Source organism: Turneriella parva DSM 21527 (assembly GCF_000266885.1).
Taxonomy (GTDB): domain Bacteria; phylum Spirochaetota; class Leptospiria; order Turneriellales; family Turneriellaceae; genus Turneriella; species Turneriella parva.
The window spans coordinates 791,465-804,440 of sequence record NC_018020.1 but is presented as its reverse complement, the minus strand read 5'-3'; the positions used below and the strand labels follow the sequence as shown (position 1 = coordinate 804,440).

The 12,976-nt window shown below is 54.6% G+C and carries 15 protein-coding genes; 8 read left to right on the top strand and 7 right to left on the bottom strand.

Features of this window, described 5'->3' with window-relative positions:
- Positions 1 to 4: 4 nt before the first annotated feature.
- From TURPA_RS21375 to TURPA_RS03785, 3 genes are all read left to right on the top strand, one after another.
- Positions 5 to 889, top strand: coding sequence for a phosphatase PAP2 family protein (locus tag TURPA_RS21375; protein ID WP_014801959.1), 885 nt, complete (start codon positions 5 to 7; stop codon positions 887 to 889).
- A gap of 58 nt (positions 890 to 947) precedes the next feature.
- Positions 948 to 2,120, top strand: coding sequence for a hypothetical protein (locus tag TURPA_RS03790; protein WP_014801958.1), 1,173 nt, complete (start codon positions 948 to 950; stop codon positions 2,118 to 2,120).
- 81 nt (positions 2,121 to 2,201) lie between these two features.
- Positions 2,202 to 3,110: a hypothetical protein gene (locus TURPA_RS03785; RefSeq protein ID WP_014801957.1), complete on the top strand. Its 909-nt coding sequence runs from the start codon at positions 2,202 to 2,204 to the stop codon at positions 3,108 to 3,110.
- Between the two features lie 3 nt (positions 3,111 to 3,113).
- On the opposite strand, the gene TURPA_RS03780 is transcribed toward TURPA_RS03785, so the two are convergent.
- From TURPA_RS03780 to TURPA_RS03760, 6 genes are all read right to left on the bottom strand, one after another.
- Positions 3,114 to 3,536 (bottom strand): VOC family protein, encoded by a 423-nt coding sequence (locus TURPA_RS03780; RefSeq protein ID WP_014801956.1) that lies wholly within the window; start codon positions 3,534 to 3,536, stop codon positions 3,114 to 3,116.
- Positions 3,537 to 3,574: 38 nt separating this feature from the next.
- Positions 3,575 to 3,766 (bottom strand): hypothetical protein, encoded by a 192-nt coding sequence (locus TURPA_RS03775; protein WP_014801955.1) that lies wholly within the window; start codon positions 3,764 to 3,766, stop codon positions 3,575 to 3,577.
- 60 nt (positions 3,767 to 3,826) lie between these two features.
- Positions 3,827 to 3,970 (bottom strand): hypothetical protein, encoded by a 144-nt coding sequence (locus tag TURPA_RS23310; protein WP_014801954.1) that lies wholly within the window; start codon positions 3,968 to 3,970, stop codon positions 3,827 to 3,829.
- A 43-nt stretch (positions 3,971 to 4,013) separates the two neighbouring features.
- Positions 4,014 to 5,876 carry a tetratricopeptide repeat protein gene (locus TURPA_RS03770; RefSeq protein WP_041948282.1) on the bottom strand — a complete coding sequence of 621 codons (1,863 nt, stop codon included), beginning with the start codon at positions 5,874 to 5,876 and terminating at the stop codon, positions 4,014 to 4,016.
- Between the two features lie 326 nt (positions 5,877 to 6,202).
- Positions 6,203 to 6,439, bottom strand: coding sequence for a (2Fe-2S)-binding protein (locus TURPA_RS21370; RefSeq protein WP_014801952.1), 237 nt, complete (start codon positions 6,437 to 6,439; stop codon positions 6,203 to 6,205).
- A gap of 71 nt (positions 6,440 to 6,510) precedes the next feature.
- A complete protein-coding gene (locus tag TURPA_RS03760; protein WP_014801951.1) occupies positions 6,511 to 6,891 on the bottom strand; it encodes a clan AA aspartic protease in 381 nt (126 codons plus the stop codon).
- A 124-nt stretch (positions 6,892 to 7,015) separates the two neighbouring features.
- On the opposite strand from TURPA_RS03760, the gene TURPA_RS03755 reads away from it, so the two are divergent.
- Positions 7,016 to 7,357, top strand: a complete 342-nt coding sequence (locus TURPA_RS03755; RefSeq protein ID WP_041948281.1) for a hypothetical protein — start codon at positions 7,016 to 7,018, stop codon at positions 7,355 to 7,357.
- A 2-nt stretch (positions 7,358 to 7,359) separates the two neighbouring features.
- On the opposite strand, the gene TURPA_RS03750 is transcribed toward TURPA_RS03755, so the two are convergent.
- Entirely contained in the window at positions 7,360 to 8,112 is a 753-nt protein-coding gene (locus TURPA_RS03750) for a hypothetical protein (protein ID WP_014801949.1), read from the bottom strand.
- Between the two features lie 135 nt (positions 8,113 to 8,247).
- Between TURPA_RS03750 and TURPA_RS03745 the strand changes: the two genes are divergently transcribed.
- From TURPA_RS03745 to TURPA_RS03730, 4 genes are all read left to right on the top strand, one after another.
- Complete coding sequence (locus tag TURPA_RS03745; protein WP_157210385.1) at positions 8,248 to 8,715, top strand: hypothetical protein; 468 nt, start codon at positions 8,248 to 8,250, stop codon at positions 8,713 to 8,715.
- Positions 8,690 to 11,377: an MSEP-CTERM sorting domain-containing protein gene (locus tag TURPA_RS03740; protein ID WP_014801947.1), complete on the top strand. Its 2,688-nt coding sequence runs from the start codon at positions 8,690 to 8,692 to the stop codon at positions 11,375 to 11,377. The genes TURPA_RS03745 and TURPA_RS03740 overlap by 26 nt, the downstream gene beginning before the upstream one ends.
- Positions 11,378 to 11,455: 78 nt before the next feature.
- A complete protein-coding gene (locus TURPA_RS03735) occupies positions 11,456 to 11,839 on the top strand; it encodes a hypothetical protein (RefSeq protein ID WP_014801946.1) in 384 nt (127 codons plus the stop codon).
- Between the two features lie 60 nt (positions 11,840 to 11,899).
- The gene (locus TURPA_RS03730) at positions 11,900 to 12,937 is read left to right on the top strand and encodes a hypothetical protein (RefSeq protein ID WP_014801945.1); all 1,038 of its coding nucleotides are present in this window, start codon (positions 11,900 to 11,902) and stop codon (positions 12,935 to 12,937) included.
- Positions 12,938 to 12,976: the final 39 nt, after the last annotated feature.

Here is a 12,976-nt window from a genome sequence, read left to right as displayed (position 1 = left end):
TTCTATGAATCTCAAATGGTCAATGCTTCCATTTTTGTTAGCGCCGGCCCTCTTTGCTGCGCCGGCGCCAGAGCCAGATTCTCAAGAATCGAAAAACAAACCATTCAGCATCATCTATCATCCGTTTCAGGGATTATGGGATAACAGCCTCGCGGTCTTTTCGCTCGAGAATACTCTCTATTATCATCTGCCCTCGGTGGCATCGACGACGCTTCTCGTACAGACAAACTGGGACTATGACTACCAGCTGTTCAGTCAGAAGAACAACCTGATGCCCAAGACCGTGTCGCAAGGCATGCTCGACGCGGGTTGGTATATGCCGCTCGTGTTGCCTGCCGCCGTCTATGGCTGGGGTTTCGCCTGGGGCGATTCTAGCTGGCAGATGCATGGGGCATCTGCTTTACAAGCGCTCGGCCTGACCGGGGGGTTCACCATGGCACTCAAATCTCTCACCGGACGCCGCGGCCCCGACAAAGACCTTGCGAACCCCGGCACCACGAGCAGCAGTTTTCGCCGCACGACCGATGCCGCAGACTTTCAGTTCGAATTCTGGAAAAATTTCGAACGTGGCGACGGGCGTTTCTTCTGGCCTTCGGGGCATACCTCGAGCACTTTCGCCCTTGCAGCTTCTTTCACCGCGACGACGCGCAGTTGGGTAGTGGGTGTCTTGAGTTATGGTCTCGCGACTACAATGGGGTATGCCATGATCGACGGCGACCACCATTGGCTGAGTGACGTAATCTCGGGCGCGCTTTTGGGCCACGTCGTGGGTTGGACAGTCGGCACCTCATTTCGCAACCGCGACCAGCCTGTCAAAGCCGGTTCATGGCGCCTGACCCCGATGACGGGGTTTGGTTATACCGGCATCGGTGCCGCTTGGTATTTTTGAGGCGGCGCCGGGAAATTGTTGCTCGTCAAAACGCCCAAAAAGTGAACAATGGTTCAACATGAACGACCTCGATTTAATGACCGAAATTGAAAAGTTGGCACACGTTTTGAAGGTAACGCCTGATAAGTTGCAGTTCTTGCGCAATCTTTCACTCGACGAATTTCGCAACCTCAATCAGTCGATATCTGACCGGCTTCTGACCGACAGCTCAGATGTATGGGCGCGCCTTGCGGGCGTTGCGAAGTTCATGCCCAACTTTATCAACGCGCAGGTAGCGAAATCTCTGCTGGGGCCCAACATTACGGCGAACCTGACGTACCATGTCGATGTGAAGCAGGCGGTCGCGATTTCAAAAAGTCTCAACATCGAATTTCTCGCGCAGGTGGCTGAAAATCTGGTGCCGGCGCGCGCGATTCACATCATTCAGGCTTTTCCTATGGATATTCTGGTGGGCCTGACGCGCATTCTCACGCGCGACAAAAAATATTTCACCATGGGCGCCTTCGTCGACTACATGGACAAAGACAAAATTCTGACTCTTTCGAAAGAGATTCCCGACACTGAGTCGCTGCTGCGCGTTGCGCTCTATACGCAGAACAAGGCGCATGTCGCAACGCTGACTGACGGCTACAGCGATGAGAAGATCATCGACATGGTTGAAACTGCACAGCGCAAAGACTTGTGGCCGTCTGTCATCGGTCTTCTCGCACACTTTCAAGAATACCAGCACCAGCGTCTCGCAAGTCTGGTAGGCCGCGTGTCGGTCGACGCGCTACTCGGTATGGTGCCGTTCGCAATTGAGCACGGTGCGCTCGTGCATATATTTGCCTTTTTGAAGCACCTCAGTAACGATATGTACGCGCACATGGCGACTATCTGCGCGAAGCTCGATTCAGAGGCACTATCGAAATTGATTCATGCGGCAGACGAATCGGGCCAGCTCGCCACCGCTCTGAAGATAGCCGACTATCTCGCCGAACGCGACGTCGAACGCCTCGCCGCGATGTCTCACCGGTACGACGACGAGCTGCTAAAGCGCGTCATCTTAACTGCGCACAAAGAAAACCTGATTCCGTTTGGTCTGCGTCTGCTCGCGCTATTGCCCGAGGCAGAGATTCCCCGTGCCGAACGCATCGCAGGCACAATCGACAAGAAAATCATCGCCGATGCGCAGGCGCAGATCGACCAGTCGTTGTTGAAAGAAAGATTGGCCTGGCTGAGAAAAATCTAACGCGCCGGCGGCTTTCACGCAAGTAACGCAGCTGGCGCATTATCATTGACCGGTCGTGTTGTGCGCAGATTATTTGCGCCTATGAAGCGTTCCCTTCTCTATATACCTGTCGCGGTATTGGTCTTTTCGTCTCTGCTCAATGCCCAGGCTGAACCGGTTAAGCCCGCAGTTAAAGAGGCAAAGGTATTCTCTCTGAACATCAATGCCCCTGCAGATGCGGTCGCAACCGATATCGAATTTTCTGACATCGATCTGTCGAAGGCAACCGACGCCGAGAAGATTGGCGGCGCGCGTGTAAAGGTCGTGCGTACTAAAGAAAAGGTGTTTCGCGAAGCGCTCGCGCCAGAGGTGCAGTTTTTTCGCGTGCGCTCTATCCACAAAACCGGGGTTGCCGGGGCTTATAGCCGCAGCTATGCCGTGAAAGATTATCTGCGCAAGGCTTACCGCGAGCCCAAGCTACCGCTCGTGCAAGAAGGCCAGACAGAATATTTGCTGGGTAGCCGCATTGAACTTCCCGTTCAGCCGAATCTCGTGACCAAGTACAAAATTGGTGAGGGTGAATTTATCGAATACCGCGAGCCGTTGGTGTTCGACAAGCCCGACACGTACAAGATGCAGGTAAACCTCGAAAATTCAGCGAATGAAGTCGTCTTCACCAAGAATTACGTATTTAAGGTTGAACTGAACCCGCCCAAGACCCGGGTCGTCATCGCCGAGCCGTTGCACACCAAACGCGGCATCACTGTCGGTAAGAACAGCAGCGTGGTGTTTTTGGTCGAAGATGCGGAGTCAGGTCGCGCCAAAACCTTTTACCGTATTGTGACTTTTGGCAAAGACATGAATGCACTGCCGTTCATTGAATACGGCAAGCGCCTGACCTACACCGACCTCAAGGGCATTGGAGACATGGGTGTTCTGCAGTTCTATTCGATCGACAAAGCGGGTAACAAAGAAGAAGTCAAGACAGAGACGTTTTACACAGAAGAGTAGGTCTCATTCAACCGGCAGCATCTGCGGGTTGTAAACTACCTCCCACAGATGACCGTCGGGGTCTTGAAAATAGCCCGCGTAGCCGCCCCAAAAAGTTTCAGCCGCTGGTTTCACAATTTTGGCTGCGGCGCGCGCTGCCTGTAGCATCACCTCGTCGACCTCGTTGCGGCTCATGACGTTGTGGCCCAGGGTCATTTCTGTTGCAGAGGGCATTGCAGGTGAAAGCCCCGAGTCGTGCGCGATGCTGCTTCGTGGCCAGAGCGCGAGCCTGAGCCCACCCGAAAGCTCGAAGAACGCAACGGCGCCGTGCGCAAATTCTTTGCCGATGATGCCTTGCGTCTCGAGACCAAGTCCGTCACGGTAAAAGGCTACAGAACGTTCGAGATCCGCAACACCGAGTGTAATCACCGAGATGCGCGGTTTCACAGAAATTTTTCAGCGGGTTTTCAGATGGCCAGAATCCATTAGACCGGCTGCTTTGCTTCGCTTCCCGGGCCATCGGCCACGGGCAGCGCTGACATATGCATCTGCCCCGTCGGTGCCTTCGCCTTAACCGGTGCCTTGGCGCCTGATTGAATGCCGACGAAAAAGAAGAGCAAGAGTGCCGGGCTGAAGATCGCGATGATAAACCAGAATGGCATGAGTAATGATATCATGGGGCAGCGCAGAATGCTCCTTACTGGTGGCAAGCGAGATCGCTCCGCGCCCGCCCGTATTTACGACGGATACTTCTCAATCAGGGGTGGTTTTTGTTTGAGCGCCGGTGCGGTGAACATGCCGACGCCCAGCACCAGCAATAATATGAGTACCGGGCTCACGACTGAGAATATTATCCAAAAGGGAAACGAGAGCACTGTCATGGGCCAACATGCCCGCGAATCAGCGCGCGGCAACCATTATCAGTCACTGCAGGTACTGCGCGCGCAGCCGCCCCTGTTCACGCCGCGCATGGTCGGCGCCGAGACCGTGTTTTTCAGCTGTGCCATAGACCGCGAGGGCACCCTGTATGTCATTTTCTGACTCGAGAAAACCGGCGTATTGCGAGTAAAACTGCGCGAGCGGTAAACTATTGCGGCCCGCTTCGATAATCGCGAGCTCGCGCTTCTGCTTTTCAAAGTCAGATTCGAGCTTCAGGTAATTGTTGAGTTCGCGGCTGCGCACGTCGTCGAAAAGCGCCTTTTTCGCCACCTGCATGTCGTTGTAGGTTTTGTTATTGCGCTGCCGCAGCTCGGTGATCAGCGTTTCAAGGTCTTGGTGTGCAGCAGCGGCGCCCTGCATCGTGCGCATCACCTGCGTCTTGTCGCTCTTTTTGCCGTAGATGTGCATGAGGTATTTATTCGCTGTGAAGCGTTCTTTTATCCATTGTGTGCGGTCGCTCACATCGCTTGGGTTGAGGGTCGCGATGCTTCTGAGGTATTCTTCGAAAAGCGCCGCCGCCCGTTCATAGTTTCCGGTTTTTTCGACGTGCAGTTTGCCGAGCTGCCAACTGAGGTTCTGCTTCTCAGGGCTATTCGGCGTCTCGGCGTGCGCCTTTTCATAAAAAAATGCTGCGTCGACGTACCGGCTTTTGGCATAATAAAGCGCCCCGAGCGAAGCGTGAGCCTTGCGAATCTGCTCGTCTTTCAGCTCAAAGCCTGGCCGCGGTTTTTCATTGGCCGTGAGCGCACGCTCGTACGAATCGATGCTGCGCGAAACGTCTTGCGATGTGCGGTATTCTTCAGCGAGCTGAAAATTGATCGCGGGATTTTCAGGGTCGAGCCGTGTCGCCGCTTCGAGCACGTTGGCGAACGCCGTGAACTGTCGATTCTGGCTGTAGTCGTGCTGCAGCGTCTGGTTGAAGTTGGTCTTGTAGAGTGCCTTCTTGTTCAAAACTTTCGAGCGCTCTTTGATCGTATCTTCGATCTGCCGCACGAGCGCGGCCATCTCGATCAGCATATCAGACGATTTTCGGTTGTAGGTTTTCTCGTGTTCGGTGTACTTTATTTTGGCGTTATCGAATGCCTGTTTCGCCTTTTCGAATTCGTCGCGCACACGCTGAAGTGCCTGGCGACTCTTTTCTCTCTGGTCGGCGATCAGTTGCTGCTGCTTTTGCCGCTGAGCCTCGACCGAATTGCCCGTGGTCGATGGGGCATTCAACTCAGGCGAACGCGAGCGATCATCGAGTAGCACAAGTTCTTCTTCGAGCCGGCGCTTTTCACGCGTTTTTTCATCGAGCTGCTTCTTGGCTTCGCGGTAGGCATCGGCGTCGGCAATTTCAGCAGCGCCCGCCTTCGTCAGCTGCAGCCGATCTCTATCGACATAAATTTCATCGTCGAGCCTGAGGCTGCGATAGCGCAGCGACTGTGCAAAATGAAAAGCCGCATGGTACGGCTTTTTCAGCTTCATCTGCGCAAGCGCAAAGTTGTAGTGCAGCACGGCGAGATTAGGAGCTTCTTTGATAATAAAGGACTTCTGCGTGCGCGCGAGCAGGTCGCGCATGAAAAGTCGCTGCAGGTTAACGTTCCACTCTTTGCGGTACCAGGCTGCATTCGAATCATTGTCTTGCCGGTTGGCGATCTTTTTTTCTGACGGGTCGCTGAGGTAAAACTGGTCGAGTTTTTGCCCAAGTTCTTCAGCGACCAGACGGGGGTTAAAATTGATCGAGGCCGCTGAGGCCTCAATTTCGTCGATGCTATAGGGCAGGTAGCGTTCGAGCTTTTTCTGAACCGGGTTTTCCCGAATCTCTTTGGCGCGCAGGTTACCTGCAAATACGGTCAGGGCGGCCAACAAAGCCGCAGCAGGGTATAAGGGGGATATCCTCATTATCGCGGTCTCTTCTTATTATACGGCAAAAAACCGCATTTGGGCAAGCAATTGTGCCCTTGCCAGAAACTTGCCTAAGTGACCAGGCGGGAACTCGCCGACGCGCATTATCTTGCCCATGCGAACTGCTCATCAAAGTAAATTCCTCCGCGAATCGAAGCGATTCGCTATGCGAGGGGCGCAAAGCCGCCCGAATTTGCGCTGATTTGCCGCGCTTGGCGGCATCGCAATTCGCATAGCCAAGAGAATGCGCCTTGTGTGTTATGCTTCGCGAGCTCCCGCCCGGTCACCTACGGAAATTTCAGGCCGATTTGGCCCGTCAGGGTACATACCTTCTGCTCGCGGGCTTCGCGAAATGCTGCGTAGACGTCTCGGTAACATGTGCCGCAGCCGGTCGTGGCGTGGGTTTTGGCGATCAGCTGGCGAAAGTTGTCGGCGCCGGCTGCAACTGCCTCTTCGATATCTTGTTTGCTCACGCCTTTGCAGAGGCAGAGCTTTCGGGGGCGCATGAGGCATGCGAGATCCATCGGTTAAAGGGTATTATAGCCGGGGCGGGGCGGCAAGTATATTTCGCTATGGGACAGCCAGGTTTGCCTGGTTACTTAATTTTGTGGTGGGGAAAATTCGGGCTTTCGGGGTTAACTGACAAGGTGCGCGAAAGCGGGTGCACGACCAGGTCCATATCTTCCATCGGCACTGCGCCGAGCAAAGGTTCGTCGCCCATAACCAGCGCGCCCACAAAGCAAAGGCGGTCGCCAAACCTCACCTTCACCGGGCCGACGTAAGGCACCTTGTGAGACCGGCCATCAGCGGTCGAAACGTCGCGTGTACCATTTTCATCGAGGTCGAGTTGTGTCACCAGATGCTCAGGCAGGCAGAGCATCACCGCCTCCGTATCGACGAGACTCTTGACTTTGAGCGATTTTAGGTCATCGCGGCGTGGGTTACTGAGTTCAATGTCGGCGTAGGCGAGCCCCATAGCCCATCGGGGCTAACATTTATGGCATGTCGACCACAATTGATTTTTCGACGCTTTTGCTGCAGCGCTGCGACGCCGTATTGCGATTGACGCCGACTGGCTTCTTGGTCTGATTAGCATACGCATGCGGGCCATCATGTCTTTTTTGCTTGTGGTATTTGCTCAGGCCTGCGCGAGCCCCGAGATGGTTGCGCCCGGCGATGAGAGTACTGCGCGGTCGCGTGTCTCAGCGGCAGAAGCTTTGAGGCTTGCGAAGCCGCACCTCGAGGCTGTTTTTCGCCAGCGCTGCGAAAGCCGAATCGACAAGCACTGGTGCGAAAAGCCAGCGCGCGATCACGTGCTGATTCTCGGCGACTACTATCATGTAACGCGCGAGAGTTATCCATACAAGACGATTCAGGCCTATGTGAAGCCGGCGGTGCGTGTGCACCGTGATACCGGCGCCGTGAGTTTTACCGATCGGTAAAACTATTTCTTACGGTTAAGCGATTCGCTTCCGGGGCCGCCGGTCAGCTCTAACAGGCCCTGAAACCTATCGGGTTTACCGGCTTCGGGGTAAACTGCAAACATCTGCAACTCGGTGAGGTTAACGTTTGCGAGTGAAGCAACCTTATGGTCGAGTGCGACGCGCACTCCCGTTGCCGATTTCTGGTAATTCGCGAAGGTGGCGCGTGCCCCCTTCAAAGGCAGAGTCGACACCCACATGCGCATCTCGCTGAGTTTGCCCTCGTCGTCTGTAGTGAACAGGTAAGAGTCGCCGGGTGTCGCACCGCCCGATTTAAAGGTCACCAGCAGTTTGTTTTCTTCGGCGATTGCCCTAACCGCATTGGGCGTATCGATATGGAAAGCGGGGTTCAGCCAATACGTGTGGTTGTAGAAGCGTTTCACTGCCGCCGCCGTGAGTTCACCACATTCGTCGGTGAGGCGTCTTTCGCCTTCAAAGCAGAGCGACTTGCCGGTGATTTCACTGAACTGAACCAGATTTTTCTTGAACTGCACTTCGATGAGTTTGCGCTTTTTGTCCCAGAAAATGCGGTCGTCGCCGCGAAAAACAAACGTCACGGCGCTGGTCGCTTTCCATTTTTCATAGTCGGCGGCAGCCAGAATGCGCTGCGTCATTTGTTCGGCCGCTTCGCCTGGCTGGCCTTTCGGCAGGCTGCTGCAGCTCGCGAGCAGAAGAAAAATGAACGCACAGATATATTTCGGAGTCTGATATTTCATGGCTGAAAGACTGCCGCGAGCATACGACGGCAATCGAAATCGCGCTTGCAGGTTGGTCGCGTGACCCGACGTTCGCCTGCGATGCGTTGCGCTGCGTGGCTTTTGCCGGTAGGTTTGCTGGGGATTGCAGCCGCGGTGAAATTGGCCGCGATGACGGCCTCTGTGGGTGTGCACCGTGTGTTTCTATATCCGCTTGCATTGCTGCTCTCTGTATACACCGGTGAAGGTTATGACGAGCGTGCCGGTCAATTTTACTTTTCAGATTTCTTTCTTGATTTCAGTTGTGCCGGTATCAATTTCTTCGTGATCGCCGCGATCACGACTGCCTGGCTCTTTCCCGAGGCGCTGCCTTGGCCCAGTCGATTCAAACTGGTGCCCGCGCGTATATTGCTGCATCTGGGTTTTCTGACAGCCGCTGTTTACGCGGTGACGCTCGCGGCAAATTTCTTGCGGGTCGCGATCTTTTTGAATCTGCAGCCGTTCGCCATCGGGCGCGCGTGGCTGCACGAGGCTGTGGGCATCGCGGTCTTTCTGTCTCTCTTAATTTCATATTCACTGCTTCTCTATAGGATTAAAAATGCACAACAACCATCGAACCCTTAACATCGGCCTCATCGTCGCGGGGGCCTTGCCTTCCCTGGTATCGCTTATTGGCGCTATATCGATGCTCAGTATCGCCTGGCCCGACCTGACAATGCAACAGAGATCGGGATTCAGTGTCGGCCTGTTGTTGACGATGTTGCCAGGTTTCGCAGCAGCAGCGGTCGGCTTCTGGTACTTGATGCGGCAGCAACTTGTGCCGGTGAAAATCTTGATTAGCCTCGCCGTTGCAGTTGCTGCGGGCGTTTATCTCTACCTGCGCTACGTGCACGTATCGATTACTGTCGCAGAATGGATATTCGATCAAGGCGATTATATGACGCTCATTTTTTCAGCGGTTATACCAATATTCTATTTTGTGTTGTTTTATCTGGCAACGCATTTTCAGATTTCGAGCCAGCGCAATCTCGTAGCAAACATTATTGCCGCGATTGCATTACCCGTTGTGGCATACATCTCGTTTAATGTGTTTCGCAATTTCTTTGGGACCGGCATCGGCGCAGATCTGCAGCAGATGTACCTCATTGGCCTCACGACAGTATTTTCGTTCGTGATGCTGCGCCTGCTCTTGCATGTTGCCTCAAAACACACCGCGAAACTGGCAGAGCCGGGCGTCAACTGGTCGCTGCGGCTTGTCTTCATAGGTGTGTTGCCGCTCGTGGGGCTCTTACTCAATGCCTACGGGCCCGTTGCGCGCGAAAGCCAAATGGTGCTCGGTAATTTTAATGCGCCCGAATTCTGGCTGCTGGCCGCCTTCAATGCGCTTGTCTATCTCTTGCCCGACAGCCGGCACAGAGCGCTCTTCACGCTCTGCGTGGTGGCGCGGCTTTCAGGTTTTGTTTTTGTGCTCTATTTTTGCGTCGTCTTCTTGCTCTACGTACCGCTTGCATTGCTGCTCATCGCGGCCATCGGCCTTGGGTTCTTGCTGCTCATACCATATTTTGCGGCTGCGATGCAGCTAATGCGTCTGAAAAAAGATTTCGTGGCCCTGAAGGCTGAATATTCCAACGCCAGAATATTCGCTCTTGCTGTGGCAGGTCTTTCGCTTCTGCCCGCGCTGGTGCTCACCGACACTTACCTCGACCGGCTGATGCTTGTGCGCGCCATTGAGTATGTACAACACGCGCCGCTCTCAGTGAACCAGCAGCCAAACGTGAATGCGCGCAAGATCATTGCGCTGACCGAGAAGCGCGCGGCGAAACCCGGACGGCAGTTTATGAACGATGCCGGTGTACCAATCTACGATCGCCTTTACCGCAATATAGTTCTCGATGGTGCTGAAATTTCTGAAGCATTGCGCAGCCAGCTGCGCCTCGTCTTGTTGGGTGAAAAGCGCAGGGCAACCGCGCAGCCGCCGGCGAGCGTAACGCGCGTTCGCGTTGCCGATGTCACCGTGCAGAAAAATGACAAAGGCATGATGGCTGAGACAGTGTTGCGCATTCGTATAAAAAATGAGGATCTCTCACGCAACGCAGAGCTCGACACCTATATCAACCTGCCCGACAATGTTTTTCTGTCACAACATTGGCTGACGATTGACGGCGTCGAAGTGCCCGCGCAAATCACGACGCGCAGTCTGGCGCTTTGGGTTTACAACCGCGTTACTGAAAGAATGCGCGACCCAAGCCTTATCTACTACGAAAAAGCGAATTTGCTCCGCTGGAAGGTATTTCCCGTGCCAGCAGCTGGCTTTCGCGATGTGAGGCTGCACTTCACGCATGCGGGTGATGCAACTCTGAACCTCGGTGGCCGGGTCGTGAATCTCGCGGGCAAAGATTTGCAGGCACCGTTAACCGCAACGACGGGTGATTATGCGCTGCTACCGGCGGCAAAACTTCATCAGCTCGGCAGCCGTACCCCATACCTGCATTATATTGTCGATTGCAGCGCCGATGCCGGTACTTCTTATGCTCAAGACGCAGAAATCGCCGCCCGGTACCTCGGTCTCAATAATGCAGGTGCGCGCATCAGCTATGTGAATTCGGGCATCACGACGCAGGCTTTGAGCCCGGGCAATGCCATTACCTGCCCAGAGAACCGTGAGGGTTTTTTTCTCGAGTTGGCCCTGCGTGCGCTCATTTATGAGCAGATGACAAAGGCAGACTATCCCGTCTTTGTCGTGCTGACGCAGCAACCGCCTTTCGCCGATTGGCACAACCTCTCGTATCTGATGCCCTACTACGGTGATAGCGACGGCTTCTTGCAGGTCTCTGCCGGCAAAGCGCAAACATGGAGTTTTGCGGGGCAGCCTCGCGCTGACAGGCCACGGCTGCGGCTGCCGGTGCGTAAGGCCGGCGACCGGTATTTTGCGCCGGCAGCGCGCCTGGTGGCAGCCAATGTCGCCGGCGAGAAGAATAACACCATAGACGGTGCTGCCCACCACCACAGATTCGTGCTCGGTGATTTCGGCTCGAGACCCCGTGCTGTCGTCGCTGCGCTGCAAACCGGAGTGCTCAATGCGGCGACGGGTTCCATTGTACTCGAAACCGAAGCACAAAGACTGAAACTCAGCGAGCTGCACAAAAAGATGCTGAACGCGAAAAATGAACTCGATACAGGCGAACGGGCGCGTATGTCTGAGCCATCCTCATGGTTATTGCTGGTGCTGCTTTTGCCCGCCTGGTTCATGCGAAAAAAAATGCGCAGAACCCGGTCAGAGTTTTAACTTTTTTTCTGTGGCGTGAGAAAAAATCGGCGTTTTTGGGTATTTAATCATTAAGGGGCCACCCTTTGAGGAGATACCATGGCAACGATTGAAATGACCTTTGCACTGTCTGCGCCCGCGCGCCGGGCGCTCGCGCATTTACCCAGCGTGCGTTCGCTTGAATTTATCGCAGACCGATTTTTTGACAAGGTGCAGAACGAGCGCTACCGCAATTTTGCGGTTGAACCCGTTTATTACACGAGTCCGCACGGGCACCGGCTTGCCCGGTCGGGCGTGCAGCGGCCGCGGGGTGAGAAGCTGCAGGGTACCCGCGCAACGCTGACAATCAAAACGCTGCGCGGCATGAAAAGGCTGCAACAGCGGGGGCTCAGCCTTACCTGGCAGCTCGAAGAAATCCTCTATTTTGCGTTCACGCAGGGCTTTTTACCCGCGCTCAGGGAAACCCCGTCACCGCATCCGTAAATAATGACACAGGTGTCATAAAATAATGGACGGGCTGTCGCTCGGTCAGACAATGAGCGCATGCAGGTACAACTCGAAAAAGCAAGGGCGACGGCGAACTTCACCCGGTTTCGCGGCGCGCAGAGCGGCGGCCATTATGAAAGTTATTTTATGCGCGCGAACGACACTGCAAGCGGCACCGCTTTTTGGATACGCTATACGATCTACCAGAACGATAAGGGGGCCGGCATAAAAGAGCCCATGGGCGAGCTTTGGGCAATCTGGTTTGAAAAGGGCAAAGCGCCGGTGGCGGCGAAATCTGAGTTTCCCCTGGCCGGCGCGCGCTACTCAAACACCAATTTCGATTTGGATTTCGACGGCGCGACGCTGAACTCCACTTCGCTCAAAGGTTCAGCGCAAAATCGCGGTGAAAACAAGATCGAGTGGAATCTTTCTATCGAACAGATCAAAGGCGCGAAGAACAACCAGCCGATTTTTCCGATGCCGCTCGCTTCTTACGATGCACCGCTGCCGCGGGCAAAGCTCTTGATCGCGCAGCCATTCGTGACCTTTAGCGGCACCTTTGTCGTGAATGGCAAGAAGCATGCGATCGATGCGTGGCAGGGCAGCCAAAACCATAACTGGGGCTCGCGGCATACCGATGAATATGCCTGGGGTCAGGTTGCAGGTTTCGACGGCGAACCCGATTCATTTCTTGAGGTAGCCTCTGCGAAGCTCAAGTTCGGGCCCCTCATGACACCTTATCTTACACCGATTACCCTGCGCCACAAGGGCAACGATTATGTGCTCAATACCTACTGGCAGGCAATTCGCAATAAAGCGAATGTGGATTACTTTGACTGGTCTTTTTCGGGCGAAAATGCGGATCTCAAAATCGAAGGGCGCATTTATGCCGACAGGCAAGACTTTGTCGCGCTCAACTATTACAACCCGCCGGGTGATGTCAAAACCTGTCTCAACACAAAAGTCGCAGCTTGCGAGGTCTCTTTAACCGAAAAAAGCCGCATCGGGCTGACGGCGAAGCTCAGCACCCGCAACCGCGCGGCATTCGAGATTCTGACGAGCAAGACCGACCACGGGTTTACTCCGCTTTTTTAACATCGAGGGGCTTGGTGACCAGGCGGGTGCTAAAATCGA

Bases quoted from the DNA above. Each gene is read 5' to 3' on its own strand.
- TURPA_RS21375 (WP_014801959.1), top strand. From the start codon at position 5: ATGAATCTCAAATGGTCAATGCTTCCATTTTTGTTAGCGCCGGCCCTC.
- TURPA_RS03790 (WP_014801958.1), top strand. From the start codon at position 948: ATGAACGACCTCGATTTAATGACCGAAATTGAAAAGTTGGCACACGTT.
- TURPA_RS03785 (WP_014801957.1), top strand. From the start codon at position 2,202: ATGAAGCGTTCCCTTCTCTATATACCTGTCGCGGTATTGGTCTTTTCG.
- TURPA_RS03775 (WP_014801955.1), bottom strand. From the start codon at position 3,766: ATGATATCATTACTCATGCCATTCTGGTTTATCATCGCGATCTTCAGC.
- TURPA_RS23310 (WP_014801954.1), bottom strand. From the start codon at position 3,970: ATGACAGTGCTCTCGTTTCCCTTTTGGATAATATTCTCAGTCGTGAGC.
- TURPA_RS21370 (WP_014801952.1), bottom strand. From the start codon at position 6,439: ATGGATCTCGCATGCCTCATGCGCCCCCGAAAGCTCTGCCTCTGCAAA.
- TURPA_RS03760 (WP_014801951.1), bottom strand. From the start codon at position 6,891: ATGGGGCTCGCCTACGCCGACATTGAACTCAGTAACCCACGCCGCGAT.
- TURPA_RS03755 (WP_041948281.1), top strand. From the start codon at position 7,016: ATGCGGGCCATCATGTCTTTTTTGCTTGTGGTATTTGCTCAGGCCTGC.
- TURPA_RS03750 (WP_014801949.1), bottom strand. From the start codon at position 8,112: ATGAAATATCAGACTCCGAAATATATCTGTGCGTTCATTTTTCTTCTG.
- TURPA_RS03740 (WP_014801947.1), top strand. From the start codon at position 8,690: ATGCACAACAACCATCGAACCCTTAACATCGGCCTCATCGTCGCGGGG.
- TURPA_RS03735 (WP_014801946.1), top strand. From the start codon at position 11,456: ATGGCAACGATTGAAATGACCTTTGCACTGTCTGCGCCCGCGCGCCGG.
- TURPA_RS03730 (WP_014801945.1), top strand. From the start codon at position 11,900: ATGCAGGTACAACTCGAAAAAGCAAGGGCGACGGCGAACTTCACCCGG.